Source organism: Rathayibacter rathayi (assembly GCF_004011095.1).
Taxonomy (GTDB): Bacteria; Actinomycetota; Actinomycetes; order Actinomycetales; family Microbacteriaceae; genus Rathayibacter; species Rathayibacter rathayi.
Window position 1 is genome coordinate 2,667,422 of sequence record NZ_CP028129.1, and the last position, 24,492, is coordinate 2,691,913.

Here is a 24,492-nt window from a genome sequence, read left to right on the forward strand (position 1 = left end):
AGGGGGTGGGGCGCAGGGGGTGGGGCGGAGGCGGCCGGTCGGGGACGGCGCACGTCAACCATCGACCACCGACACCCATTCCGCAATCGCTGAGCGGATACCCGCCTCACGCCCGCCCGCAGGCGATGTGTCGGCGGCGGCTCCTACACTTTCAGGATGCGCATCGCCACCTGGAACGTGAACTCCATCCGGGCCCGCACCGGCCGCGTCATCGACTGGCTCGTGCGCGAGGACATCGACGTGCTGGCCATGCAGGAACTCAAGTGCAAGCCCGAGCAGTTCCCGCACGAGGCCTTCGCCGACGCCGGCTACCACGTCGAGATGGTCGGCCTCAGCCAGTGGAACGGGGTCGGCATCGCCTCCCGGCTGCCACTGGAGGACGTACGGATCGGATTTCCGGGGATGCCCGGTTTCGCCAAGGAGCCCGCGGCCGACGGCGGCTACCCGCTGGAGGCCCGTGCGATCGGCGCGACCGTCGACGGGGTTCGTGTCTGGAGCCTGTACGTGCCCAACGGCCGGGCGGTCGATGACCCGCACTACCACTACAAGCTCGAGTGGCTCGCAGCCCTCGAGGCGAACACTCGCGAGTGGCTGGCCGCCGAGCCCGATCTGCCGCTCGCGCTGGTCGGCGATTGGAACGTCGCCCCGCTCGACAGCGACGTCGGCGATCCGAGCCTGGGTCCCGGATCCACGCACGTCTCGGTCCCCGAGCGCGCGGCCTTCTCCGCCTTCGAGGCCGCCGGCCTGCACGACGTCGTCCGCCCGCTCGTGCCCGAGGGCTACACCTACTGGGACTACAAGCAGCTGCGCTTCCCGCGCAACGAAGGTCTTCGGATCGACTTCGTGCTCGGCTCCGCCGCCTTCGGCGAGCTGGTCACCGGCGCGTCGATCCACCGCGACGAGCGCAAGGGCGACGCTCCGAGCGACCATGTGCCCGTGGTGGTGGACCTTGACCTCGAGACGACCCTCGACGACGACCGTCCGATGATCTTTTGAGCATGGCCTCGTCGAAGAAGAAGCGCGCCCGAGCTAACGGTGCCACAGCCGCTCCGGCCCGGCCCGCTCCCGCGCGCCCCGCCGGCGCCCGCGACGAGTTCCGCACGGACGCTTACCGCTCCATCCGCGAGATCATCGCCGCCGGGAAGCCGCACCGGCGCCGCTGGGACCTGGTGCTCTCCGTCCTCTGCTGCCTCGCCCTCGGCCTCCTCTGCATCGTGCTGGGCTACCTCGCCGCGATCCTCTCCGTCTTCCCCGCGCAGTGCGAGGGCCAGAACTTCGCCTGCGACTTCGACCGAATCGACTGGGGAGTCTCGATCGCGCTGCTCGGCCCGACCGCCCTGACGCTGATCACCGTCGGCGTCACGGTCGTGCGCCACCTCGTCGGTCGTCGCTCGTTCTGGATCCCAATCGTCGGATTCGCACTCTGCGTCGGCACCGCGCTCCTCGCCTCCTGGCTCGTCACCAGCTCGATCCCCGGCTCGGCGCTGGCGTAGCGGCGAGCCTTAGCCGCAGCTGGGCTCGTCGCTGAGGGTCACCGTCGTCGGAGTGATCATCGGCGTGACCCGCACGGCCTGGTCCCCGAAGCCCGTCCTCTCTCCGGCGCTGAACTGCACGTCGAACGTCTGGGACTCCCCCGGCGCGAGCTGCACAGCGACCTTCGAGACCGGACGGCCGAGGTCCTCGAATGTCTGAGGGTCGTAGCCGGTGCCGTCGTCCCAGGACGCTGAGGCGATACTCGTGCCAGGAGGACCGTAGACGTAAATGTTGGTCACGAAGTCGCCGAGCGGGTACGGGCCCCGCCCACCCGCCGCGGCGACGTAGGCCGGCAGGCCCCGAGCCACGGCCTTCGTGATCGTGTTCGTGACGGTGACGGAGGTCGAGAAGACCGCGCCGGACGCGGCGCAACGACCCACGCTCGACTGGGCGACTGCCGTCTTGAGGTAGTAGTCCATCTTCGATCCGCGGGACGCATCCTGGAAGAACACGCCCGTCGTCGTGCTCTCGGCGGTCGAGCCCGGCAGCACTCCCGCGATCGGGGTAGGCGAGAGGAGTGCCTGCTCGTCGGCGTCCGAGCTGAAGGCCAGGATCCTGCTCTCGCCGACCGCCTTCACGATCGCCGGCAGCATCGTCGTCGGCTCCATCTCTCCGCCGAGGATCTTGCCCAGAATTGTCGCGCTCGCCTCGGAGAAGAACTCGTCCGTGCGCTCGCCGACCACCGAGGCGGGGTAGCGGAAGTAGACCTCGTTGAGCAGCGTCGAGACGGTGTTGTCGCTGGTGAGGACCGTGCCGTCGGTGAGGGTGACCGGGCCGGTCGAGGCGAGGAGGTAGGAGAGGGCGACGGGGTCGATGGCGAGCGCACCGTCGATCTTCTGCTCGGGGAACTTCTGGGCCCAGAACTGCGAGGCGATCGACGCCGCCGTGGGGAAGTCGGGCCGGCTCGTCGAGACGTTGAAGGTCGTCGCGAGGTTGGGGCCGATGGTGTCGAGCGCGCTCTCGTCCACGGTGACCGGATCCAGCCCGCTGAAGTCCGAGCTGGACTGCTGGCGACCGATCGAGATGGCGCCGCCGTCGACATCGAGCTGCATCACCGAGGAGGCACCGCCGCCGAGCGCCTGCGACTCCGCCAGGTTCTGGAACAGCACGAGGTAGTGCCGCGGGCCGGAGGCGCCGAGCGAATCCGGCAGGATCGCGGTCAGCGGCTCGACCTGATCCATCGCCGTGGTCGCCGTGGCCAGCTGGGGGCTGAAGGAGTCGAGAGCGGAGGAGACCTGCGGGACGAGCTGCTCGCGGTCGATCCCCGAGACCCGGGTCTGCGCCGTATCGACGACTCCCTTGGCGACGGTGATCTTCTGCGAGAGCTCGGTGATCGCGGCGAGGTCGACCTTGCCGCCGACCGGTTTGAGGATGTCGAGCGAGGTCGTCGAGAGCGGAGTGACGATTTTGCCGGAGATGTCGTCGGCGATCTCCGTCGCGGCACGAACGGCGGCCAGGTTTGGGCCGAGGTACGGGACGACCTCCATCACTCGCCATACCGGGTCGTCGGTCTCGTCCCGGGCCTCACCGGTGAGTGTCGCGATCTGCGCGGCCGTCGCTTCCGCCCCCGAGGTGTCGAACGCCGTCAGCTTGCCGGTGACCTGCGAGACCAGCGGGATCGCCTCGGTGAGCTTGTCGCGGACCGTCATCGCCTTGTCGTAGGTGCGGACGCCGAGGAGCACAGCGACGACAGCGCCGATCAACAGGACGAGGAGGACGATCAGCGTGATCCAGAGGCCGCGACGGCGGCGCGGCCTGCCGGAGGCGCGGCGAGAGGCGGACGTGGTGCTCATTGCAGAGAGCCTAAGCGACGGCCCTCAAGCGCGACGGTCTCCGCGCCACCACAGCCAACCCAGGACGAGGGACGCGGAGGAAAGCCGCGCGTCGGCGACGACCAGGCCCCCGTCGCCCGTCCGCGAGATGCCACTTATGACCCCTCCGTGCGGCGTGTCGGCCTCATAAGTGGCATCTCGCGGACTGCCTGCCCGCCGCCGGCGCCGTGAGCGGGGCGGCGGCTGGAGCGCCACGGCCTCTGGTCAGGCCACGGCGGCCAGGTCGAACGCCCAATCGACGTAGAGTTCCGGCGGCTCGCCCTGCTCGACGAGGTCGACGCGGTCGAATCCGGCCTCGATGCAGGTCGCGCTAGCGTCGAGGTCGCTCTGCGCCACGAAGGCGTGCACGAAGCGGGGCACGGGGTACGCCGCGGCCTCCTCGAGCAGCATCCGAACAGAGGCCGCAGTGACGCCGCGGGCGTGCGGAACGATGCTCCACGCCGCCTCGTAAGCGAGCATGCCTCGAGAGGAGCCATACCAATAGCCGATGGAGCCGACGGAGACGCCGTCCAGCTCGACCACGTAAAAGAACGCGTCGCCGTCCGCCCAACCGCGCAGGTAGCGGTCGTGACGCACGAGGAACTCGCTCTCGCTCTCGAGTCCAGCGCTCGTGTGCGCGAGGGTATCGCGGAGGAGCTCGGCGTCCGCCTGCGGCCAGGGGAGCAGACGGAGGTTCTCGGGGCGGTGGTCGATGCTGGCTGTTCTCTGGTCGCTTCCGGGTTCTGGTCCCGTCACGCGCTCCGATCCTCTCTCTCAGGATGGCTCGACGATCCAGCACACCACCAGGGTGTTCGGCGCGCTGGTCCTATCGGATGTCTCCGCACTCGGGATGCGGACACGATGTCGCACCATCTTCGACCCGAAGGAGGGGCAAAAACGGAATGCCGAGCATTCTAGCCCCGGATGGGGGGTAAAATCTACGTGCGACCTGGGCGAATCCTGATCGCGGGCTCCTGGAGCGCGGCGCAGACGTGCGCACGGGTTGGCGAGCGCGCCGCCGCACTCCGCCTGGACGCAAGAAAAGCGCGTGCGCGAGCCCATACGCTCGGAGTCGAAGCGCATTCCGTCCCGAAAACCCCGTATTACCAGCGTGAGGAGGATCACCATGTCGCATGTCGTGCAGAGCACCGTCATCGGAGAACCCGAGGTCGTCGAGGACCGCGTGGAGGACTCCGCCGCCTGGCTCCACCTCAGGGCCGCCGCCACAGCGCTGCAGCCGCTCCAGGCGCAGGACGGCTCGCTCGCCGAGCCGGAACGCCTCGCCGAGGCCCGGGCCCTCGTCGAACGGATCATCGTCGGAGTACGCACCCTCGCCCCCGCCCTGCCGCACGACGCGGCCTACCTGGAGGCGCTCGTCGTGGACCTCGAGCGCTGGAGCGCCGACGAGTTGGGGCTGCCCGACTTCCTCGACTCCCTCACCGCCTTCCAGCCGCAGCTCGACCGCGTGGACGGCCGCCGCCACCTCGTGGTCTTCCCGATGTACACCCAGAACGGCAGCCGTGATCGCCACGTCGAAGCCGTCCTGGTCGAGGTCGTCTGGCCGCACTTCGTCGCCGAGCTGGAGGCGGGCGACTACTCCAACGCCCTGTTCGTGCCCGTGCGCTTCGTCGACTTCACCGCCGGCTACGACACCGACAGCGCCGTGCTGTTCCCCGAGACGGTCGCGATGCGTTCCGTCCCGTCCTTTACCTGGGGCGCGATCTTCGCCGACCGTGAGGCGGCCCGGTTCCGCCGCGTCGTTACGGAGGCCGCACGGATCACCCGGCTCGAACTGCCGGAGGACGCGCAGCGCCTCCTCGCCGACCAACGCCTGGCCGAGGAGTCCTTCGTCATGTGGGACCTCATCCACGACCGCACCCACATGCGCGGCGACCTGCCGTTCGATCCGTTCATGATCAAGCAGCGGATGCCGTTCTTCCTGTACTCGCTGGAGGAGCTGCGCTGCGACCTCACCGCGTTCCGCGAGGCCGTCGCCATCGAGCGTCGCCTCGGCGCGCTCGAGCATCGGGACGATGCGGAGGAGGCGTTGGCCGAGCGCTCGCGCTTCGTTCAGTACGCGATCCTGTTCGATCGGCTCTTCCGCTTCCCGCTCACCGGGTCGCGGGTGCGCAACTACGACAGCCTCGGTGGCCAGCTGCTCTTCGCCTGGCTGCACCAGCATGGCGTGCTGCACTGGACCGACACCCGGCTGGGGTTCGAGTGGGACGGCGTCGCGGACGTGGTCATCGCCCTCTCGGACGCGATCGACGAGCTCTACTGGCGCTCGATCGACCGCCCGAAGACGGCGCACTGGCTGGCCGCTCACCAGCTGATCGCGGCGACGCTCACGCCGCATCCCGCCTCCGCTTGGGCCCGCGGGCTCCCGGAGGAGGAGCTGATCGGGGCCCCGCGCGGACTCACTGACGCCGTGCTCGACGACGAGTTCCCGCTGTCAATGTTCTACGAGGCCCTCGGGAAGAAGATGGGCGAGGTCATCGCCTCGACCCGGGGCATCACCGGCCGGGACTGAGGCGGGGAGGGGCGGGGCGGGCTCGCTCCGCCTTCCGTGGCCCCGCCGACTGACCGTCGTCGGTTAGCGTGGGGCGTATGCCCTCAGGTGACGCCGCCGCGGACCCGCTCGACGCGGGCTGGGTCCGGCGAACTCCGAGCCGCTCGGGCTACGCGCGCGACGCGGTCACCGCGGGGGTGCTGCTGATGGCGACGCTCACCTCCGTCGCGCTGTACACCTCCGCGGGTTTCCCCGATGCGACGCACCCGATCGTCAGCGCTCTGTGGGCCGGCTCGATCACGCTCCCGCTCGCGCTGCGTCGGCGCTTCCCCGGGAGCATCGCGGTGGTCCTCTCGGTCGTCTACGCGCTCGGGATCGTGCTGCAGGTGCCGGAGTCGCTGTTCGGTCAGATCTGCCTATTCCTCGCCCTGTACACCGTCGGCGCGTGGGGCCGGAATCGGCGGGCGGCCCTCGTCGTCCGAGTGGTGATTGCGGTCGGGATGCTGAGCTGGCTGCTCACCACGCTGGCCACCGGCGAGTACTTCGGCAGCTCGGTACCGGTCGACGACTCCCCCGGCCTGCTCTCGCCATACGCGGCGGAGTCGGCCCTCGCGGTGGTCACCAACCTGCTCTACTTCGGCAGCTCCTACGTCTTCGGCGAGGCATCCTGGCAGTCGGTCCGGCGGCTCGAAGCGCTCAAGGCACGCACAGCAGAGCTCGATGACGAGCGCGAGCGGTCCTCCCAGCGGGCGCTGTCCTCGGAGCGGCTACGGATCGCGCGCGAGCTGCACGACGTGGTCGCGCATCACGTCAGCGTGATGGGGGTGCAGGCCGGAGCGGCGCGGCGGGTGCTGGCGCGCGATCGCGAGCAGGCGGCAGCCTCCCTCAGCGCGATCGAGAGCGACGCGCGCTCGGCAATCGAGGAGCTGCACCGCATCCTGGTCGCTCTGCGCGCCGAAGACGCGGTCCCGAATCCGCTCACCGACGCTGCCTCGACCCGCGGAATCGCCCAGCTCGAAGAGCTGGTGGCCGCCTCGAGCGGCTCAGGACTGCCCACCGCGTTCCGCACACTCGGCACGCCCCGCGAGATCCCGGCGACGGTGGGGCTGAGCCTCTACCGCATCGCGCAGGAGTCGCTCACGAACGTCCGCAAGCACGCGGGACGCGGCGCGCATGCCGAGGTGCGCCTGCGGTACGCCCCCGACGTCGTCGAACTCGAGATCGCCGACGACGGCGGCTCCGGCCCGCACCCGAGCGCCCCTGCCTCCTGCGGGCTGGGCCACACCGGCATGAGCGAGCGAGCGGCGGCGGTCGGCGGTTGCATCGAGATGGGGCCGAGGGGCGGAGGGTATCTCGTGCACGCCCGGGTCCCGCTGTCCCCCGTCCGGGCGAGCATCCCGGTAGCGGGCGATCCGGGGGCGGGCGACCCGGTAGCGTCATCGGAGGCGTCGTGGGGGCGCCAGAGGCAAGCGAGCGGGGACCACCCATGACCGAGCACCTGCGCGTGCTGCTCGTCGACGATCAGGAGCTCGTCCGCGCGGGCTTTCGCATCATCCTCGAGTCCGAGCCGGGAATCGAGGTCGTCGGTGAGGCGCGCACCGGCTTCGAAGCCCTGCAGCGCGCCGCGGAACTCTGCCCCGACGTGATCTGCATGGACGTGCAGATGCCCGGGCTCGACGGTCTGGCAGCTACCCGGGAGATCGTCGCCGACCCGCGCCTGTGCTCGCGGGTACTCATCCTGACCACCTTCGACCGCGACGACTACCTTTTCGAAGCCCTCTCGGCTGGCGCGAGCGGGTTCCTGCTCAAGAATGCGTCGCCGGAGGAACTGGTAGAGGCCGTGCAGGTGGTGGCTCGCGGCGATGCGATGCTCACCCCGGACGTTACGCGGCGCGTGATCGAGCGGTTTGCCACCGGCCCGGACCGGCCGCCCGCGGCCGTCGAGCACCCCGGAGTCGCGGAGCTGACGGACCGCGAGCGCGAGGTTCTGGTGCACCTGGCGCGGGGCTGGTCGAACGCGGAGATCGCGGCCGAGCTGTTCGTGGGCGAGGCGACCGTGAAGACGCACGTCTCGAAGATCCTGATGAAGCTCGGGGTGCGCGATCGGATCCAGGCGGTGGTGTTCGCGTACGAGCACGGGATCGCCGTGCCCGGGCAATCGTGAGCACCGGATGTCCACTGTGTTCATCGTATGTGCAGGTTTGCCTGTTGGTCATCGAGCGGGACATCCGCGGCCTTCTTGCGCTCGGCGATCAGCGCACGCTTCATCGAGCAGCTGAACCTCCTGGGGGATCTCTCCCGCCACCTTCGACCCATGAGCCGCTCATTCACCGCCACGCTGCGCCCGGTGAACGGCGTCCAGACGTCCGCACGAGCCTGGCGGGACGCGCTGGTTCAGCCCGCCAGATGATGCGCGGGTCGACCCGGTGGTCAGCGCCGCGAGGACGGGGCCGCCGGACGGGGCGGGTTGCGGCGGACGAACTCCATCCGGATGTCCGGCACGATCTTGCGATCGAGCACGACCGTCATATAGCGGCCGTCGACGCGGGCGCCGACCGCGACCACATCCGGATCGGAGTCCACGCGATATCCGCGCAGCGCCTCCCCGTCCACGATCACCGGAACGCCGCGCACGACATCCTCATCGCGGAGAGCGGCGGCGACCACCGGCATCCCGCCGCGACGGCTGCGCACACGGCCCGGGAAGGTGTTACGGAGCACGTCACCCATGTGCGCCGCGAGACGCGACTCCAGGGGTCGGCTGCGCTCAGCGGGGATCGGCACGGAGGTGCGCACCGCCTCCCAGAGCACCGGGTACCGCATCCGCGTCACCTGGTCAACCATCCACGGCGGCAGGTGGTCGTGCTCGGCTCGCTCGATCGCGCGCTTCTGCTCGGGCGTCAGCGGGACGTGATTCACCGGGTCGGCCCGATTGCGCGGATTCTTGAAGAAGGAGTACGAGAGCGAGATCTCGACAAAGCGGCCCAGGGCCATCGTCTGCGCCGCGGCGAACTCCTCCAGCCGTGGCTGCGGCGCGAACGCGAGAACGGGATCGCCGAAGCGAGCCGCGATCTCGTCCACCCCAGGAGGGGCAGGCATGTCGCGTACAGCTCCCGTCGTGTCCATGCGCATACGTCAAGAGTGGCCTGCCGCCCAGCCGATACCAACTTCTTGACGACAATCGCCTTTCGGGGCGTTGTCCGTTCACCTGCCCGAGACACGCGAAGGACAGCACGAATGCCGGGAGGCGCCTCCGGGGCGGAGGGCTGCGAAGATGGAGGGATGAGCGCTCTGCACGATCCCGACGTCCGCGGCTTCGCCTCCGACAACTACTCCGGAGTGCACGACGAGGTCCTCGCCGCGATCGCCGCGGCTAACGGGGCGCACCAGGTCGCGTACGGCGAGGACGTGTACACCGAGCGGCTGCAGGAGGCGTTCCGCCGCGAGTTCGGCGAGCAGGCGCAGGCCTTCCCCGTCTTCAACGGCACGGGCGCCAACGTCACCGGCCTACAGTCGATGCTCCCCCGGTGGGGCGCCGTCGTTTCGGCCGCCACCGCACACATCACCTCCGACGAGGGCGGGGCACCCGAGAAAGTCGGCGGGATCAAGATCCTGACCGTGCCGACGCCCGACGGCAAGCTCACCCCCGCCCTGGTCGACCGAGAGGCGTGGGGATTCGGCGACGAGCACCGCGCCCAACCGCTCGTGGTTTCGATCACGCAGTCCTCCGAGCTCGGCACCGTCTACACCCCGGAGGAGGTGCGCGCGCTGGCCGTGCACGCGCACGGCCTCGGCATGCGGTTGCACATGGACGGCGCGCGGATTGCGAACGCGGCCGCCGCGCTCGGCCTGCCGCTGCGCTCCTTCACCACGGACGCAGGAGTCGACGTGCTCTCGTTCGGCGGCACTAAGAACGGCATTCTGCTCGGCGAGGCGATCGTCGTGCTCGACCCGGCGGCCTCGACCGGACTCACCTTCCTCCGCAAGACCAACATGCAGCTCTCCTCCAAGATGCGCTTCCTCTCGGCGCAGCTGCTCGCCCTGCTCGACGGCGGCGGCGAGGAGGAACCCCTGTGGCTCCGCTCGGCTCGGCACGCGAACGCGATGGCGGCGCGGCTGCGATCGGGGCTCGAGGCGGCGATCGCTGACGGCCGAATCAGTGGGCTCGAATTCACGCAGCAGACCCAGGCGAACGCGGTGTTCGCGACGCTGCCGCCCGGAGTCGCCGACCGGCTCCGCGCCGCCTATCGTTTCTACGACTGGAACCCGGCGACCGGCGAGGTCCGCTGGGTCTGCTCCTTCGACACCACGGAGGACGACATCGACGGGTTCGCCACGGCGATCGAGCGCGAGCTGGCCGCGTGAAGGCGCGCTCCCCGCGCGCGGCGGCGATCGGAGTCGCGCTGGCGCTCCTTGTCGGGCTGAGCGGCTGCACCACGGCCGAACGCTCGGACGACGCGCCGACGCCGTCGCCGACCGCTACACCCTCGGCGACTCCGCCAACCACTGCGACGGCCTCGCCCACCATCTCGACCCGGCTGGGCTGCGACTCCCTCCTGCCCGCGTCGCGCGCGGCCACGGCCCTGGGGGTCGCCCGCAGCGGCCTCGAAGGCAGCCGCGAGGTGACGACGCGCTCCTCGGGCGAGCTGATCCGCGAGGCGGCGGAGGACAGCGGCGGACTGCTCCGCTGCGCCTGGTACGACGGGGATGCGTCGGTCACCGCGGCGGCCGTGGAGGATGCGGCGGAGGCGTTCGCCGGCCGGCCGGGCCCGCGGCTCGCGACAGACGTCGAGGCGTACGGATCCTGCACCGACGGCAGCTGCGACCTCGACCTGCTCGCCGGCGCCACCTGGGTAACCCTGCAGCTGCGAGGAGCAGCGGCCGGAGTCGACCTCGCGGCGCTGGCGACCAGCACGGCCGCGACGACTCTGGGCACCCTCGACGAGCCGGTGACCGCTCCGTCGCCCGTCTGCACCGAGGTCCTCACCGGCGAGCAGCTCACCGGAGCCGCCGGGCTCGCCCAGCCGACAGCGGCGGCCGGGACGGGGACGGCGACCACGGCATCCGCTGCGGCGGCGGCCCGAGCCGGGTACACCTCCTGCAGCTGGAGCGACGCGGCCAGCGCGGCCTACTCGGGCGTGACCGTCGATGCGCTGCCGAACGGGGACGACGGCTGGCGCAACCTCTCGCTGACCTCCGGCCTGGCGATCCCGCTCGAGCCGCTCGACGGCTTCGGCGAGAAGGCCCTCACCGGCTGCGCGGCGGGCGTCTGCGAGATCGACGCGCTGGCCGAGGACGTCTGGTGGCGCGTGACCGTCACCGGCGACGCGACGAAGGCCGAGGCCGTCGCCCGCGCCGTCCTCGCAAACACCTAACCCTCCCCGCCCCCCTTCCTCCCCCTCCCTCCTTCCCCCTCCCGCGAGATGCCACTTATGCGCGTCTTCACCGGCGTGTCGCGCTCATAAGTGGCATCTCGCGAGAGGGGGAAGAGGGGAGGGGGAGGGGGAGGGGGGAGGGGGGTAGCGCCAGTACTCGTACCAGGAGGATTCGCGGCAGCCAAGGGATGCGTAGAGGCGGCGGGCGGCAGCGTTGTCGGCGAGCACCTGGAGCCAGAAGCGCTCGATTCCGCGGCGCGACGCCTCCTCGAGGAGGGCGCGGACGACGGCAGAGGCGAGGCCGCGTCGGCGCGCGTCGGGCCGGGTCGCCAGGCCGAAGAGGCCGCCCCAGAGTTCTCCGTCCTGTGCCGTGACGACGGCGAGACGGCCGGTCGCCGCGGGGCCGTCGCCGCCGATGGCGAGGGCGTAGGAGGAGGGACAGCCCGTGAGGATGCGCTCGGCGACCGCGCGCGCCTCCGCTCCTCCGCGTCCGTCGACCGACCACCAGAGGGCGAGCCAGTCCTCGTCGGGAGCCGGGGCGAGGCGGATGGGCGTCGGCAACGCAGGCAGTGCGGCGAGCGCCTCCTGGACCGACCCGGTCAGCACGAGCGTGCGGTCGACCGGCGTGGCGCCCCGCTCGGCGAGGAGCCCGGTCAGCCCGGCGGGACTCGGCGGGCCGACCTGCACGAGGGGCGCGATGCCGTGCTCGCGGGCGAACGCCTCCGCCGCGTCGAGGGCGGCCGCCTGGTCGGCGACGTCTCCGGAGGCGAGCAGCGAGTTGGCGCGCTTGGTCACACCCGCGGAGGCGCGCAGTTCCCACGCGCCGAGCGGACGTCGCACGAGCGCGGGCCAGGCGTCGGCGGCGAGTCGGTCGAGCAGCAGCGGATCCATCCGGTCACGGTAGCGGGAACGTCCTGTTCGTCGTAGCAAGTCTTTTGCACCGTCCGAGTTTCGTTTGAAGAAACTGCTCGATTCTTTACACGTCGAGCTCTGCTCTCCTCGCTCCCGAATCCCGCGGTTCTGGTGAACAGCATCCAGCTCCTCGAAGCGCAGGCGAGCTCCGAGATCGAGAACATCGTCACCACGTCGGACGAGCTCTTCCGCTTCGCCGACGATGAGGACGCCGCCGCCGATCCCGCCACGCGCGAGGCGCTGCGGTACCGAGCGGGGAGCACGCCTACGCGCCCCCGGTCGGAGTCGGAACGATCACCAATTCCCTTGTTTAATTGGGAGACGTTCATCCACGAGCCTGAGGGGCTCGATCCACTGATCGTCATGGCGACCGCGCACTACCAGTTCGAGGCCATCCGCCCGTTCGCCTGCTGCTCGCCGTCACTTCAGAGGGTGCGGAGGAATGGATCGGTGCGCTGCGGGAGACGGTGCGCGAGGAGGTGCGGAGTGCGCTGCCCGGGGGCGCGAACGCCGATCTTCTCGAGGTGCTGTTCGAGGAGCCGTACTGCCGCATCCGGACGGTGATGGCCCGATGCGGAGTCTCCCGTCCGACTGCGCGCTCGTGGCTGTCCGCGATGGTCGAGCGCGGGATTCTCACCGAGACTCCGATCGGGCGGGAGCGGTTGTTCGTCAACCACGCCTTCCTCCGGCTCCTGAAGCGGGATCAGGAGACCACGGCAGGTCCTCCTGCCGAGCCGACCCTCTTCTGACGCCCTGCCGCACCGCTCGGACGCCCGGAAACAACTCCGGCTCGCAGGAACCGCGCGATCGGACGAACCGAGCGGGATCCTGCGAGCCGGAGGAGGCGGAGGGACGAGCCCTACATGTTGATCATGTGCCCCTTCAGGCCGTGGAAGCCCTCCTGCAGTGCCTCCGACAGCGTCGGGTGGGTGTGCACATTGCGGGCCAGCTCGGTCGCGGTGAGGTCCCACTTCTGGGCGAGGGTGAGCTCGGGGAGCAGCTCGGAGACGTCCGGTCCGATCATGTGCGCACCGAGGAGTTCGCCGTACTTCTTGCTCGCGATGAGCTTCACGAAGCCGGTGGGCTCGCCGAGGCCGTGCGCCTTGCCGTTCGCCATGAAGGGGAAGGTCGAGACGGTGATCTCGTGGCCCTCGTCGCGCGCCTGCTTCTCGGTGAGGCCGAAGGACGCGATCTGCGGCTGGCAGAACGTCGCGCGCGGCATCATCCGGTAGTCGCCCAGGGTCTGGGTCTCGGCGCCGGCGAGGGTCTCGGCGGCGACGACGCCCTGCGCCTCCGCGACGTGCGCGAGCTGGAGCTTCGCGGTGACGTCGCCGATGGCGTAGATGTGCGGCACGTTGGTGCGCATGTGGTCGTCGATTGCGATCGCGCCGCGCTCGGTCAGCTCGACGCCGGTGTTCTCGAGACCGAAGCCCTCGGTGCGGGGGACCCAGCCGATGGACATGAGCACCTTGTCGACCTCGAGGGTCGACTGCGTGCCGTCCTTCGCGGTGTAGGTGACCGTGACGTAGCCGTCCTTGTCGACGACCGACTCGACCTTGGTCGAGGTCAGGATCTCGACGCCCAGCTTCTTGTACTGCTTTTGGATCTCCTTCGAGACGTCCGGGTCCTCGTTGGGGAGGGCGCGGTCCATGAACTCGATGATCGTCACGTCGACGCCGTAGTTCTTCAAGACATAGGCGAACTCCATGCCGATCGCGCCCGCGCCGACGATGGCCATCGTGTCGGGCAGCTCGCGGGTCATGATTTGGGTCTCGTAGGTGACGACGTTCTCGGAGAGCTCAACGCCGGGGAGGAGGCGGACGCTCGCGCCGGTCGCGATGATCGCGTCGTCGAAGGTCAGCGACTCCGTGCCGCCCTTGCTGAGCTGGACGTCGAGGCCCTTCGGGCCGGTGAAAGATCCGACGCCGTCGAACTCGGCGATCGTGTTCTTCTTCATCAGGAAGTGGACGCCCTTGGTGCGGCCGTCCGCGACCGAGCGGCTGCGGTCGAACGCCGCGCCGAAGTCGAAGGAGACGTCGCCGGAGATGCCGAACTGCTTCGCCTGGGTGTGGAAGAGGTGGGCGAGCTCGGCATTGCGCAGCAGCGCCTTGGACGGGATGCAGCCCACATTCAGGCAGACACCGCCCCAGTACTGCTTCTCGACGACGGCGACGGACTTGCCGAGCTGGGCGGCGCGGATTGCGGCCACGTATCCGCCGGGGCCTGCCCCCAGGACGACGACGTCGAAGTGCTGGGTCATGGATGATCCTCCAGAGTCGTGGATGGTGGTGCGCGGGGTGACCACGCCGTCTCCCACCGTACCGTTCCGGGGCTCGGAGGCGGCCCGGTCGTCCGAGGGCGAACGTGCGCCCAGGCGCGCGCACCCAGCATGGGCGGGAATGCCTGCCGAACACCTGCGGTTGACCTCTTGCGGGCAACGGAGCCCTTCCCCCAGTCCCCGCACGGAAGAAGCCCGCGATGACCCTCGCCGCCCCCCGCACCGCCACGACCAGCGCCCCGATCCTCGACGTCCTTGCGGAGCGCTGGAGCCCCCGCTCCTACGACACGTCCGCGACCGTCTCGGACGAGACCCTCGCCTCGCTCCTTGAGGCCGCGCGCTGGTCCCCGTCCGCCAGCAACTCGCAGCCGTGGCGCTTCATCGTCGCCCGCCGCGGCTCCGACGAGTTCGACCGCATCGTCGCGACCCTCGCGGGCTTCAACGGCGCCTGGGCTGGTTCCGCGGCCGTGCTGGTCGTCGCGCTCGCCGAGACCGTCGACTCCGAGGGAAAGCCGCGCCCGTGGGCCGTCTACGATCTCGGCCAGTCGATCGCCCATCTCAGCGTCCAGGCACACCACGAGGGCCTGCACGTACACCAAATGGCCGGCTTCGACAACGATGCCGTCCGCACCGCGTTCGGCGTCGACGAGCGCTTCGACCCGGTGACGATCGCGGCGGTCGGAGTCGCGGCCGAGGCCGACGCGCTGTCGAACGAGACCCTGCGCGAGCGCGAGACCGCGCCGCGCACCCGCCTGCCCCTCGAGGAGCTCGTGCTCGTCCAGGCGTAGCCGCCGCACGCTCGAAGGCCTCCCCCGTCCGCGGACCGGGGAGGCCTTGTGTGTTACTCCCCGTGTCGGCCCGCGCTGTGGTGCCCGGAGCCTCTCCGTACGATCGGACGATCCGCCTGTCCGTCCCGCCCGCCCGTCCGCCCATCCCGCCGTCCGGAGAGACATGCCCGTCACCCCCGCCGCCCGCACGAGCCTGGCCTTCGACGCCGAGCTCGGACAGTCGGCGTTCCCCGTGCGCTTCGAGGGGGTCGGCCGCACCTTCACGCCCGGGGCGCCGGTGCTGACGGACGTCTCACTCGAGGCGGCCGCGGGCGAGGTCATCGCGATCCTCGGTCCGAGCGGCTGCGGCAAGTCGACGCTGCTGCGCATCGCCGCGGGCCTGGACAGCGCGTCTGAGGGCTCCGTGCTGATCGACGACGCGCCCGTCTCGGGCATCGAGCCGCGGTGCGCGGTGGCGTTCCAGGAGCCGCGACTGCTGCCGTGGCGGAGCATCGCCGACAACGTCGCGCTCGGCCTGCCGCGCGGCACGCCCCGAGCAGCTGCCCGTGCCGCCGTCGACGAGCTGCTCTCGTTGGTCGGCCTCACCGCGCACGCCCGCTCGCGGCCCCGCGAGGTGTCCGGAGGGATGGCGCAGCGCGCCTCCCTCGCCCGCGCGCTCGCCCGGAACCCCGGCGTGCTCCTCCTCGACGAGCCCTTCGGGGCGCTCGACGCGCTGACGCGCCTGCGGATGCAGGACCTGGTGCTCGACGTGCACGCGGCAGCCCCGGCGACGATCCTGCTCGTCACGCACGATGTCGACGAGGCCCTGCAGTTGGCCGACCGCATCGTGCTCCTCGGGCGCGAGGAGCCCGGAGGCGTCTCGCGGATCCAGCGGATCGTGACGGTCCCCGGTGCGCGGCCCCGCGACCGCGGCTCGGCGGAACTCGCCGAGCACCGCGCCGAGCTGCTCGCGGGGCTCGGCATCGAGCGGCACCGAGCCGGGCGGCACTGAGCCGGGCGGCACCGAGCGGGGCGGCACCGAGCCGATCAGGGCGACGCCGGACCCTGACCCGTACCGATCAGAGCCGTGGCCTCCCTCCACAGCCGCCGTTTCCGTCCGCTCTCCACCGAACCGGCTCCTCCCCGCACCACCGCTCCCCCGCAGCACCCACACTCACTCCTGTCACCGCATCCCGAAGTCGAGGCCCCCATGTCGTTCACCAGCTCCCCGCTCACCAGCTCCCCGCTCACCCGCCGCACCGCTCTGGCCGGTCTGCTCACCGCCGCCGTCCCGCTCCTCGCGGGCTGCGTGCAGGGCGAGGGCGGAGCAGGAGCGGCGGCCGCCGACACCGCGGCCGGAGGCACCCAGGGCGGCACCCTCACACTCGACTTCGCGACGTACAACCCGCTGAGCCTGGTCATCAAGGAGAAGGGCTGGCTCGAGGCGGCCCTCGCCGAGCAGCAGGTCACCGTCGCCTGGGTGCAATCGGCGGGCTCGAACAAGGCCAACGAGGCCCTGCGCGCCGGAGCGATCGACGTCGGCTCCACTGCCGGCTCCGCCGCGCTGCTCGCCCGCTCGAACGGTTCGCCCATTAAGACGATCAACATCTTCTCGCAGCCGGAGTGGTCGGCTCTCGTCGTCCCCGCCGGCTCGGCGATCACCTCGGTCGAGCAGCTGAAGGGCAAGCAGATCGCGGCCACCAAGGGCACCGACCCCTACTTCTTCCTGGTGCAGGCGCTCGAGGCCGCGGGGCTGGGCATCGGCGACGTGACCGTGCAGAACCTCCAGCACGCCGACGGCTGGGCCGCGCTGCAGAACGGCTCCGTCGATGCCTGGGCGGGCCTTGACCCGATCATGGCGGGCGCCCAGGCAGCCGGGGCGACCCTGCTGTACCGCAACGTCGACTTCAACTCCTACGGCCTCCTCAACGCGACCGAGAGCTTCCTCGCCGAGAAGCCCGACCTCGCGCAAACCGTGGTGAACGCCTACGAGCACGCCCGCGCCTGGGCGCTCGAGAACCAGGACGAGACGGCGAGCATCCTCGCCTCCGTCGCCGGCCTCGACGTGGCGGTGGCGACCACGGTCATCACCGAGCGCAGCAACCTCGACGTCGGCCACGTCCCCGGCTCCGCACAGACGGACGTGCTCGCCGTGATCGGCCCGATCTTCGTCGAGAACGGCGACGTCGCCTCGCAGCAGCAGGTCGATGACGCGCTGAGCTCGCTGCTCGACACCAGGTACGCGTCAGCGGCCGATCCCGGTGCGATCGGGGCGTGAGGGGCGGCCCACCACCCCCTGCGCTGCGACTGCACTGCGACCCGAGGAGACGACGATGACGATCCGCGACAACGAGACCGCGACCGACGCCGATGTGCTGCGCGCGAGCACCGGGCTCACCCTGTCGCCGGGCGCAGCCGGGCTCGCCGTGGTGAGCCCCTCGGTCGCTGCCTCGCAGCGCCGGCTCCGCGACAACCGCGCTGCGGGGTCCAGGCCGCTCACCTCGCGGCGCTGGTTCGTCGTCGCGGGCGGGGCGATCCTCCCCGTGCTGCTGCTCGCGGCCTGGCAGATCGCGACGACGAGCGGGCTGGTCTCGGTCGCCGTGTTCCCCTCCCCCGCGATGGTCTGGGCAGCCGGAGTCGACCTCGCCCAGCGCGGCGACCTGGGACAGGACGTCGCCATCTCGACGCAGCGGGTGCTCATCGGGTTCGCCCTCGGCTCAGCTCTCGGACTCGTCGTCGGTGCGCTGTTCGGGCTCTCCCGCGTCTGGGAGGTGGTCCTCGGGCCGACCCTCGGCGCGATCCGCGCCGTGCCCTCGCTGGCCTGGGTGCCGCTCCTGCTGCTCTGGATGGGCATCGGCGAGGAGTCGAAGATCACGCTGATCACGATCGGTGCGTTCTTCCCCGTCTTCACCACTGTCGCCACGGCGCTCGGGCACGTCGACCGGCACCTCGTCGAGGCCGGTCGCGCGTTCGGGCTCTCGGGCGTGCGGCTCTTCACGACGGTGCAGCTGCCCGCGGTGATCCCCTCCGTGATCTCGGGGCTGCGCCTCGCTCTCGCCCAGTCCTGGCTGTTCCTGGTCGCCTCCGAGCTGATCGCCTCGTCGATGGGCCTGGGATTTCGGCTCATCGACAGCCAAAACAACGGCCGGATCGACCGGGTGTTCCTCGCGATCGTCCTGCTCGCCGTGCTCGGCAAGCTCACTGACGCCGTGGTCGGCGTGTTCCAGCGCTACGCCGTGAGGAAGTGGGCGTGAGCGCCCGGAAAGGAGCTCCGAGCGTGAGCGACACCATTGCGAACCTGCTCGACGAGCACCGGCGATTCCCCCCGCCCGCGGCCTTCGCCGCCCAGGCCAATGCGGGCCCGGAGGAGCACGCGCGCGCCGCCGCCGATCCGATCGCCTTCTGGGAGGAGGCGGCCCGCCGCCTCGACTGGGCGGAGCCCTGGCACACCGCGCACACCTGGGAGCCGGCCGCTCCACTGCCCGACGGCTCGCTCTCGGTCCCGCGTGCGACCTGGTTCGAGGGCGGGCGGTTGAACGTGGCGGTCAACTGCGTCGACCGCCACGTAGACGCGGGGCGCGGCGAGAAGATCGCGCTGCACTTCGAGGGCGAGCGCGGCGACCGGCGGTCGATCACCTATGCGCAGCTCCAGCGCGAGGTCGCCCGCGCCGCGCACGCGCTCACCGCGCTCGGGATCGGCACGGGCGACCGCGTCGTCGTCTACCTGCCGGTGATCCCGGAGACGGTGGTGATCACCCTCGCGATCGCCCGCATCGGAGCGATCCACTCGCTCGTCTTCGGCGGCTTCTCTGCCGAGGCAGTGCGGTTCCGGGTGGAGGACACCGGGGCGAAGCTCCTGGTTACCACCGACGGGCAGTTCCGGCGCGGAGTAGCGGTGCCGGTCAAGGCGAGCGCCGACCAGGCGGTCGAGGGCGTCGCGTCGATCGAACACGTCCTCGTCGTCCGCCGCACCGGTGAGCAGGACGTGCCCTGGACTCCGGGCCGCGACGTCTGGTGGCACGAGCTGGTCGACGCGCAGAGCGACGTCCACGAGGCTGAGGCCTTCGACTCCGAGACGCCGCTGTTCATCATCTACACCTCCGGCACGACCGGGAAGCCGAAGGGGCTGGTGCACACCAGCGGCGGGTACCTCACCCAGGCGTCGTGGACGCACTGGGCGGTCTTCGACGCGAAGCCCGACGACGTGCACTGGTGCACGGCCGACCTCGCCTGGGTGACCGCGCACACCTACGAGATCTACGGCCCGCTCTCGAACGGGCTGACCCAGGTGATCTACGAGGGCACGCCGAACACGCCGCACACAGCCCGGCACTTCGAGATCATCGAGCGCTACGGAGTGACCGTCTACTACACGGCCCCGACACTGATCCGCACGCTGATGACCTGGTTCCCCGAGGGGGTGCCCGCTCGGTACGACCTGTCGAGCCTGCGCCTGCTCGGCACGGTCGGCGAGTCGATCAACCCCGAGGCCTGGGTCTGGTTCCACGAGGCGGTCGGCGGCGGGCGCTGCCCGATCGTCGACACCTGGTGGCAATCCGAAACGGGCGCCGCGGTGATGTGCCCGCTGCCGGGCGTCTCGACCCTCAAGCCGGGCTCGTCACTCGGCGCTCTGCCCGGGCTCGGCGCCCTGGTCGTGGACGAGCACGGCGAGCGGGTCCCGAACGGATCCGGCGGCTACCTCGTGGTCGACCGCACCGGGCCGGCGCTCGCGCGAACCGTGTGGGGAAACCCGGAGCGCTACCGCGACGCCTACTGGGCCCGCTACGCGCCACAGGGCTGGTTCTTTTCCGGAGACGGCGCGAAATACGACGCCGACGGCGACATCTGGGTGCTCGGCCGCGTGGACGACGTGATCAACGTCTCCGGCCACCGCCTCTCCACGATCGAGATCGAATCCGCCCTCGTCGCTCACCCGGCGGTCGGTGAGGCCGGAGTCGTCGGAGTCGCCGACGCGACGACCGGGCAGGCGATCGCGGCGTTCGTCATCCCCTCCGACGAGGCGGTCGACCGGGCCGAGGAGGACTCGGCCTACTGGAGCGCACTCAGCTCGTCGCTCTCCGCTCTGCTGCGCGACCACGTCGCTACCGCGATCGGGCCGATCGCCAAGCCGCGCGACGTGGTGGTGGTGCCCGATCTGCCCAAGACACGCTCCGGCAAGATCATGCGCCGCCTGCTCGGCGACATCCGCGACGGCAGACCGCTCGGCGATGTGACGAGCCTCCAGGACGACACCGTTCCGGCGCGCATCGCCCGGATCGTCGCGCAGCTCGGCTGAAGCGAGCACAAGCGCGATGTCGACGTTGCACGGGACCAGCGGCTCGCACCCGTCCGCGGTCGGTTCGAACTCCGGCGGTGCAGAAGCAACCAGCGGAGTCGTTGCGACGATGCTCTCCCCGAACGTCTCTTTCGCGCGTGGCGGTTCCGTCACGAAAGTCTCGTCGATCGACGAGACGGGCACCATGACCTTTGATGAGCGGCTCCGGCAAGCACTCGAAGAATCGGCCGCGGCCGGTGAGGGCCTCGGGACAGGGGGTTCGGTCGACTCGTGACGGGTGCTGGCCACCGGTCGCTTCCGGACGGTCGCCACCGCCTCGGCGACCGGTGGAGCTCAGCGACCGCATCCGGAGTAGCGTGAGGCCGTGCGCGACGTCCAACAGCAGATCATCTCCGAGCTCCACGTCTCTCCCACCGTCGATCCGGCCGCCGAGGTCGAACGGCGCAGCGGCTTCCTCGCCGACTACCTCCGCAGCACGGGCGCGAAGGGCCTCGTCCTCGGTATCAGCGGCGGGCAGGATTCGAGCCTGGCCGGCCGACTCTGCCAGCTCGCGGTCGAGCAGGTACGCGCGAGCGGAGGGGACGCCTCCTTCATCGCGGTCCGCCTGCCCTACCGGGTGCAGGCCGACGAGGAGGACGCCCAGCTCGCCCTCACCTTTATTCGGCCCGACCGCCAGGTCGTGTTCGACATCCACCAGGGCGTGGCCGGCGTCGCGGCGGCATTCGGTGACGCGGTCGGCGAGCCGATCAGCGACTTCGTCAAGGGCAATGTGAAGGCGCGGATGCGGATGGTCGCGCAGTATGCGATCGCCGGCCAGACGGGGATGCTCGTCGTCGGTACCGACCACGCGGCCGAGGCGGTCACCGGCTTCTTCACCAAGTACGGCGACGGCGGCGCCGACGTCCTCCCCCTCACCGGCCTCACCAAGCGGCAGGGTCGCTCGATCCTCGAGAACCTCGACGCTCCGGCCCGCCTGTACGAGAAGGCGCCCACTGCGGACCTGCTCGACGACAACCCCGGCCAGACCGACGAGACGAACCTCGGCCTCACCTACGCCGACCTCGACGCGTACCTCGAGGGCGGCGACATTGATTCGGCCATCGCCGAGGCGATCGAGGCCCGGTACGCCGCGACCGAGCACAAGCGCCAAGTGCCGCTGTCAATGTTCGACGACTGGTGGCGCTGACGCCGCGCTGACAACCGTCGGTAGCCCTCCGGCGCACCAGGGGCGGCCCGACCGACGACACGAGATCCCTCGCTGAACCACAGGATCTCGTGCATTCGGGGCGACCGTCGGGCGGCGTCAGGACTCGGCGCGGGCGTTGTAGACGCGGGCCGCCCCGGAGTCGACGGACGCGCGGTAGGCGCGGAACACGTCCAGGGCTTCGTCTCGCAGGACACCGTCGACGACCTCGATGCCGCGCGCCTCGAACTGGGCGGCCCAGTCCTCGCGCATCGGTCCCTCGTCGAAGGTGCTGATCTCCTCCAGCTCGGGGCCCGAGCCCGCGATGACCAGACGGCGCACGCCCGACCACATCGTCGCTCCGTAGCACTGCACGCACGGGCGCCAGTTGACCACCAGGTCGTGCGCGGGAAGGCCCTCGCCGCCGAGGTCCCAGGTGCCGAGCGCGGTCTGCGCGAGTCCGAGCGCCGTCACCTCGGCGTGACCGGAGGACACTCCGCTGCCGAGGACGACGTTCACTCCGACCGAGACGATCCGGCCGGAGTCGCGCTCGACGACGATCGCCGCGAACGGGCCGCCGTTCCCCTCGCGGAAGTTGCGGTCGGCGAGCGCGTGCACGAGCGCCATCCGCTCCTCCAGGCTCCGGAGGACGTCGGGGACGTCGCGCAGGGCGTCCTCGATCCACGAAGGCAGGGCGATTCGGTAGTGAGTGGCGAGCCGGTCGATGTTCAGGGGGACTCCCTCAAGACGTGGTGGGCGGGCAGTGAGAACCTTTTCGCAGGCTGCACTCGTGGTGCAGGACGAATCGGCCGGGCTGCGAGCGGATTCGGTGCGACCCGCTACGGACGCACGAGAGTCTTGATCGCGCGGCGCTCGTCCATCGCGGCATACGCCTCGGCAATCTCCTCCAGGGGCAGCTCAAGGTCGAAGACCAGGCCGGGCTCAATCGCGCCGCTGAGCACGTCCGGGAGCAGCTCGGCCATGTATCCGCGCACCGGCGCGACTCCACCATTGACGCCCACGTTCGAGCCAAACATCTGGCGTACCGGCAGCTCCGGGCCGCCATTGGGAACGCCGACGTAGCCGACCATGCCGCCGGGGCGGGCGGAATCGAGTGCCTGCTGCATCGACTCCTTGCTGCCGACGCACTCGAGCACGCAGTCCGCGCCGATGCCGTCGGTCAGCGCGCGAACGCGCGCCACGCCCTCGTCGCCACGGGTCTCGACGATGTGGGTTGCTCCGAAGCGGCGGGCGAGGTCCTGCCGCGACTCGTGCCGCGACATCGCGATGATCGTGGTGGCGCCCAGGCGCTTCGCGGCGAGGACCGCGCAGAGGCCGACCGCCCCGTCGCCGACAACCGCGACGGTCGAGCCCGCGGTGACACCGGCCGAGACGGCGGCGTGGTGGCCGGTGCACATGACATCGGCGAGGGTGAGCAGGCTGGGGATGAGCGCGGGGTCCGGGTCGGCGCCGACCCGGAAGAGCGTGCCGTCGGCGAGGGGAACGCGGACCTTCTCGCCCTGGGCGCCGTCGGCGAACCCCTCCTCGCGCACCTCTGCGCCCCACCAGCCGCCGTTCACGCACGAGGTCGAGACGCCGTTCGCGCAGTTCACGCAGGTGCCGTCGCAGACGTAGAACGGGGCGATCACGAAGTCGCCGACCGCGACATCGTGCACCTCCTCGCCGATCTCCTCGACCACTCCGACGAACTCGTGCCCGATGCGGCGCGCCTCCTTGGTGGGCGTAACGCCGCGGTAGGGCCAGAGGTCGGAGCCGCAGACGCAGGCCGCCGTGACCCGGACGATCGCGTCGCGCCCGGTGGAGAGCTGCGGGTCGGGGACCTCTTCGAGTCGGATGTCGCGCTCGCCGTGGATGAGTGTTGCTCGCATGGATGCTCCTGGTCGAGAGGGGTGGGTCGGCGTCCACGGTACGCCCGGTGCCGCATACGGAGGCTGCCGCGGCGTGGGCTTGCACGAACGCGCGACGATGTCCTCACCGACGCAGCGGCAGCACGGAGCGGAGCGGCGTCGGGCGAAGTGGCGCAGCATCATGGCGGCACCTCCACCCACCCGTCGCGTCCGACCACGACGTGGGCCAGGAACCGCAGACCGCACGCCTGGGCCCCGTCCTCGATGGCGCGGGTGGCCGCGCGGTCGGAGAGGAGCACGACCGCCTCGCCCGGGTGGCTGTGCGCGAGCCCGATGCCCGCGGCTCCCCGCGCGAGCACCTCGGTGAGCACGGCGGACACCGGGAGTTCGGCGTGCGCGGGAGGGCCGTCGGCCAGGGTCAGCACGTCGCGCACGGCTCCGGACTCGGCGAGCGCCACGGCGAGCACTGTCTCGAGTGGCCGCGCGGTGAGCAGCGGAGTGACGAGTGCGGCCAGACCGGCGGCGTCGGTTACGCGGGCGGCGCGCGAGGCGCGGTTCATCCTCCGCCGCAGCTCGAAGGAGGCGACCAGCCGGCAGGCGGCGACCTCACCGATGCCGCGATGCCGCATCAGATCGTTCACGCCGGCGCGGGCGACGGCGTCGATGCCGCCGAAGCGGGCGAGGAGGCGCTGCGCCACGACGGTCGCGTTGGCGCCGCGGACACCGGCGCCGATAAGCACGGCGAGGGTCTCGGCGTCGGTGAGCGCCTCGGGACCGCGGGCACGCAGGCGCTCGCGCGGCCGCTCCTCGGGAGAGAGGTCGGCCATGCGCCGCGATTCGAAGGACATGCCCGCGACGCTACGCAGGCGACCGTCGCCGCGGGCGACCGCGGCCGCATCTGTGGACAATCGGGCCCTCTCCGCCCTCTGTGGAGGAACCTCCTCCGCCGCTTGGACACTC

General features: G+C 70.9%; 24 protein-coding genes. 16 read left to right on the top strand and 8 right to left on the bottom strand.

What is annotated here, in order from left to right:
- Nucleotides 1–156: 156 nt before the first annotated feature.
- On the top strand, nucleotides 157–996 hold the full coding sequence (locus tag C1O28_RS12905) for an exodeoxyribonuclease III (protein ID WP_097167149.1): 840 nt from the start codon (nucleotides 157–159) through the stop codon (nucleotides 994–996).
- 2 nt (nucleotides 997–998) lie between these two features.
- Complete coding sequence (locus C1O28_RS12910) at nucleotides 999–1,493, top strand: DUF6264 family protein (RefSeq protein WP_097167150.1); 495 nt, start codon at nucleotides 999–1,001, stop codon at nucleotides 1,491–1,493.
- 9 nt (nucleotides 1,494–1,502) lie between these two features.
- Here C1O28_RS12910 and C1O28_RS12915 read toward each other — a convergent pair whose 3' ends face one another.
- Complete coding sequence (locus tag C1O28_RS12915; RefSeq protein WP_097167151.1) at nucleotides 1,503–3,326, bottom strand: DUF4012 domain-containing protein; 1,824 nt, start codon at nucleotides 3,324–3,326, stop codon at nucleotides 1,503–1,505.
- Between the two features lie 243 nt (nucleotides 3,327–3,569).
- On the bottom strand, nucleotides 3,570–4,100 hold the full coding sequence (locus C1O28_RS12920) for a hypothetical protein (RefSeq protein WP_097167152.1): 531 nt from the start codon (nucleotides 4,098–4,100) through the stop codon (nucleotides 3,570–3,572).
- A gap of 370 nt (nucleotides 4,101–4,470) precedes the next feature.
- On the opposite strand from C1O28_RS12920, the gene C1O28_RS12925 reads away from it, so the two are divergent.
- The 3 genes from C1O28_RS12925 (at nucleotide 4,471) to C1O28_RS12935 (ending at nucleotide 8,017) form a co-directional block, all read left to right on the top strand.
- Complete coding sequence (locus C1O28_RS12925; protein ID WP_097167153.1) at nucleotides 4,471–5,874, top strand: DUF6421 family protein; 1,404 nt, start codon at nucleotides 4,471–4,473, stop codon at nucleotides 5,872–5,874.
- A 77-nt stretch (nucleotides 5,875–5,951) separates the two neighbouring features.
- Complete coding sequence (locus tag C1O28_RS12930; protein ID WP_097167154.1) at nucleotides 5,952–7,343, top strand: sensor histidine kinase; 1,392 nt, start codon at nucleotides 5,952–5,954, stop codon at nucleotides 7,341–7,343.
- Entirely contained in the window at nucleotides 7,340–8,017 is a 678-nt protein-coding gene (locus C1O28_RS12935) for a response regulator (RefSeq protein ID WP_097167155.1), read from the top strand. Before C1O28_RS12930 ends, C1O28_RS12935 begins: the two co-directional genes overlap by 4 nt.
- A 266-nt stretch (nucleotides 8,018–8,283) precedes the next feature.
- Here C1O28_RS12935 and C1O28_RS12940 read toward each other — a convergent pair whose 3' ends face one another.
- On the bottom strand, nucleotides 8,284–8,952 hold the full coding sequence (locus C1O28_RS12940; protein WP_133115540.1) for a hypothetical protein: 669 nt from the start codon (nucleotides 8,950–8,952) through the stop codon (nucleotides 8,284–8,286).
- A 183-nt stretch (nucleotides 8,953–9,135) separates the two neighbouring features.
- Between C1O28_RS12940 and C1O28_RS12945 the strand changes: the two genes are divergently transcribed.
- Both C1O28_RS12945 and C1O28_RS12950 read left to right on the top strand, forming a co-directional pair.
- Nucleotides 9,136–10,218, top strand: a complete 1,083-nt coding sequence (locus tag C1O28_RS12945) for a threonine aldolase family protein (protein WP_097167157.1) — start codon at nucleotides 9,136–9,138, stop codon at nucleotides 10,216–10,218.
- Nucleotides 10,215–11,228 (top strand): hypothetical protein, encoded by a 1,014-nt coding sequence (locus C1O28_RS12950; RefSeq protein ID WP_104249199.1) that lies wholly within the window; start codon nucleotides 10,215–10,217, stop codon nucleotides 11,226–11,228. The genes C1O28_RS12945 and C1O28_RS12950 overlap by 4 nt, the downstream gene beginning before the upstream one ends.
- An 84-nt stretch (nucleotides 11,229–11,312) precedes the next feature.
- Here C1O28_RS12950 and C1O28_RS12955 read toward each other — a convergent pair whose 3' ends face one another.
- Nucleotides 11,313–12,119, bottom strand: a complete 807-nt coding sequence (locus tag C1O28_RS12955; protein ID WP_127821531.1) for a GNAT family N-acetyltransferase — start codon at nucleotides 12,117–12,119, stop codon at nucleotides 11,313–11,315.
- Between the two features lie 99 nt (nucleotides 12,120–12,218).
- On the opposite strand from C1O28_RS12955, the gene C1O28_RS16160 reads away from it, so the two are divergent.
- Entirely contained in the window at nucleotides 12,219–12,704 is a 486-nt protein-coding gene (locus C1O28_RS16160) for a Fic/DOC family N-terminal domain-containing protein (RefSeq protein WP_097167159.1), read from the top strand.
- A complete protein-coding gene (locus C1O28_RS15325) occupies nucleotides 12,608–12,889 on the top strand; it encodes a helix-turn-helix domain-containing protein (protein ID WP_146077054.1) in 282 nt (93 codons plus the stop codon). The genes C1O28_RS16160 and C1O28_RS15325 overlap by 97 nt, the downstream gene beginning before the upstream one ends.
- Before the next feature lie 110 nt (nucleotides 12,890–12,999).
- On the opposite strand, the gene lpdA is transcribed toward C1O28_RS15325, so the two are convergent.
- Entirely contained in the window at nucleotides 13,000–14,400 is a 1,401-nt protein-coding gene (lpdA, locus tag C1O28_RS12965; protein ID WP_097167161.1) for a dihydrolipoyl dehydrogenase, read from the bottom strand.
- Nucleotides 14,401–14,618: 218 nt separating this feature from the next.
- Between lpdA and C1O28_RS12970 the strand changes: the two genes are divergently transcribed.
- From C1O28_RS12970 to nadE, 7 genes are all read left to right on the top strand, one after another.
- Nucleotides 14,619–15,206 carry a nitroreductase family protein gene (locus C1O28_RS12970; protein WP_097167162.1) on the top strand — a complete coding sequence of 196 codons (588 nt, stop codon included), beginning with the start codon at nucleotides 14,619–14,621 and terminating at the stop codon, nucleotides 15,204–15,206.
- Between the two features lie 163 nt (nucleotides 15,207–15,369).
- Nucleotides 15,370–16,197: an ABC transporter ATP-binding protein gene (locus C1O28_RS12975; protein WP_097167163.1), complete on the top strand. Its 828-nt coding sequence runs from the start codon at nucleotides 15,370–15,372 to the stop codon at nucleotides 16,195–16,197.
- A gap of 198 nt (nucleotides 16,198–16,395) precedes the next feature.
- On the top strand, nucleotides 16,396–17,463 hold the full coding sequence (locus C1O28_RS12980) for an aliphatic sulfonate ABC transporter substrate-binding protein (protein ID WP_097167164.1): 1,068 nt from the start codon (nucleotides 16,396–16,398) through the stop codon (nucleotides 17,461–17,463).
- A 55-nt stretch (nucleotides 17,464–17,518) separates the two neighbouring features.
- Complete coding sequence (locus C1O28_RS12985) at nucleotides 17,519–18,439, top strand: ABC transporter permease (protein ID WP_097167165.1); 921 nt, start codon at nucleotides 17,519–17,521, stop codon at nucleotides 18,437–18,439.
- Between the two features lie 23 nt (nucleotides 18,440–18,462).
- A complete protein-coding gene (gene acs / locus C1O28_RS12990; RefSeq protein ID WP_097167166.1) occupies nucleotides 18,463–20,481 on the top strand; it encodes an acetate--CoA ligase in 2,019 nt (672 codons plus the stop codon).
- Nucleotides 20,482–20,497: 16 nt separating this feature from the next.
- Nucleotides 20,498–20,755, top strand: a complete 258-nt coding sequence (locus C1O28_RS12995) for a hypothetical protein (protein ID WP_097167167.1) — start codon at nucleotides 20,498–20,500, stop codon at nucleotides 20,753–20,755.
- A gap of 90 nt (nucleotides 20,756–20,845) precedes the next feature.
- Nucleotides 20,846–21,667: an ammonia-dependent NAD(+) synthetase gene (nadE, locus tag C1O28_RS13000; protein ID WP_097167168.1), complete on the top strand. Its 822-nt coding sequence runs from the start codon at nucleotides 20,846–20,848 to the stop codon at nucleotides 21,665–21,667.
- 117 nt (nucleotides 21,668–21,784) lie between these two features.
- On the opposite strand, the gene C1O28_RS13005 is transcribed toward nadE, so the two are convergent.
- From C1O28_RS13005 to C1O28_RS13015, 3 genes are all read right to left on the bottom strand, one after another.
- Entirely contained in the window at nucleotides 21,785–22,291 is a 507-nt protein-coding gene (locus tag C1O28_RS13005; protein ID WP_202129628.1) for a nucleoside deaminase, read from the bottom strand.
- A gap of 212 nt (nucleotides 22,292–22,503) precedes the next feature.
- Nucleotides 22,504–23,553: a zinc-dependent alcohol dehydrogenase family protein gene (locus C1O28_RS13010; RefSeq protein WP_097167170.1), complete on the bottom strand. Its 1,050-nt coding sequence runs from the start codon at nucleotides 23,551–23,553 to the stop codon at nucleotides 22,504–22,506.
- Nucleotides 23,554–23,711: 158 nt separating this feature from the next.
- A complete protein-coding gene (locus C1O28_RS13015; RefSeq protein ID WP_127821532.1) occupies nucleotides 23,712–24,359 on the bottom strand; it encodes a JAB domain-containing protein in 648 nt (215 codons plus the stop codon).
- Nucleotides 24,360–24,492: the final 133 nt, after the last annotated feature.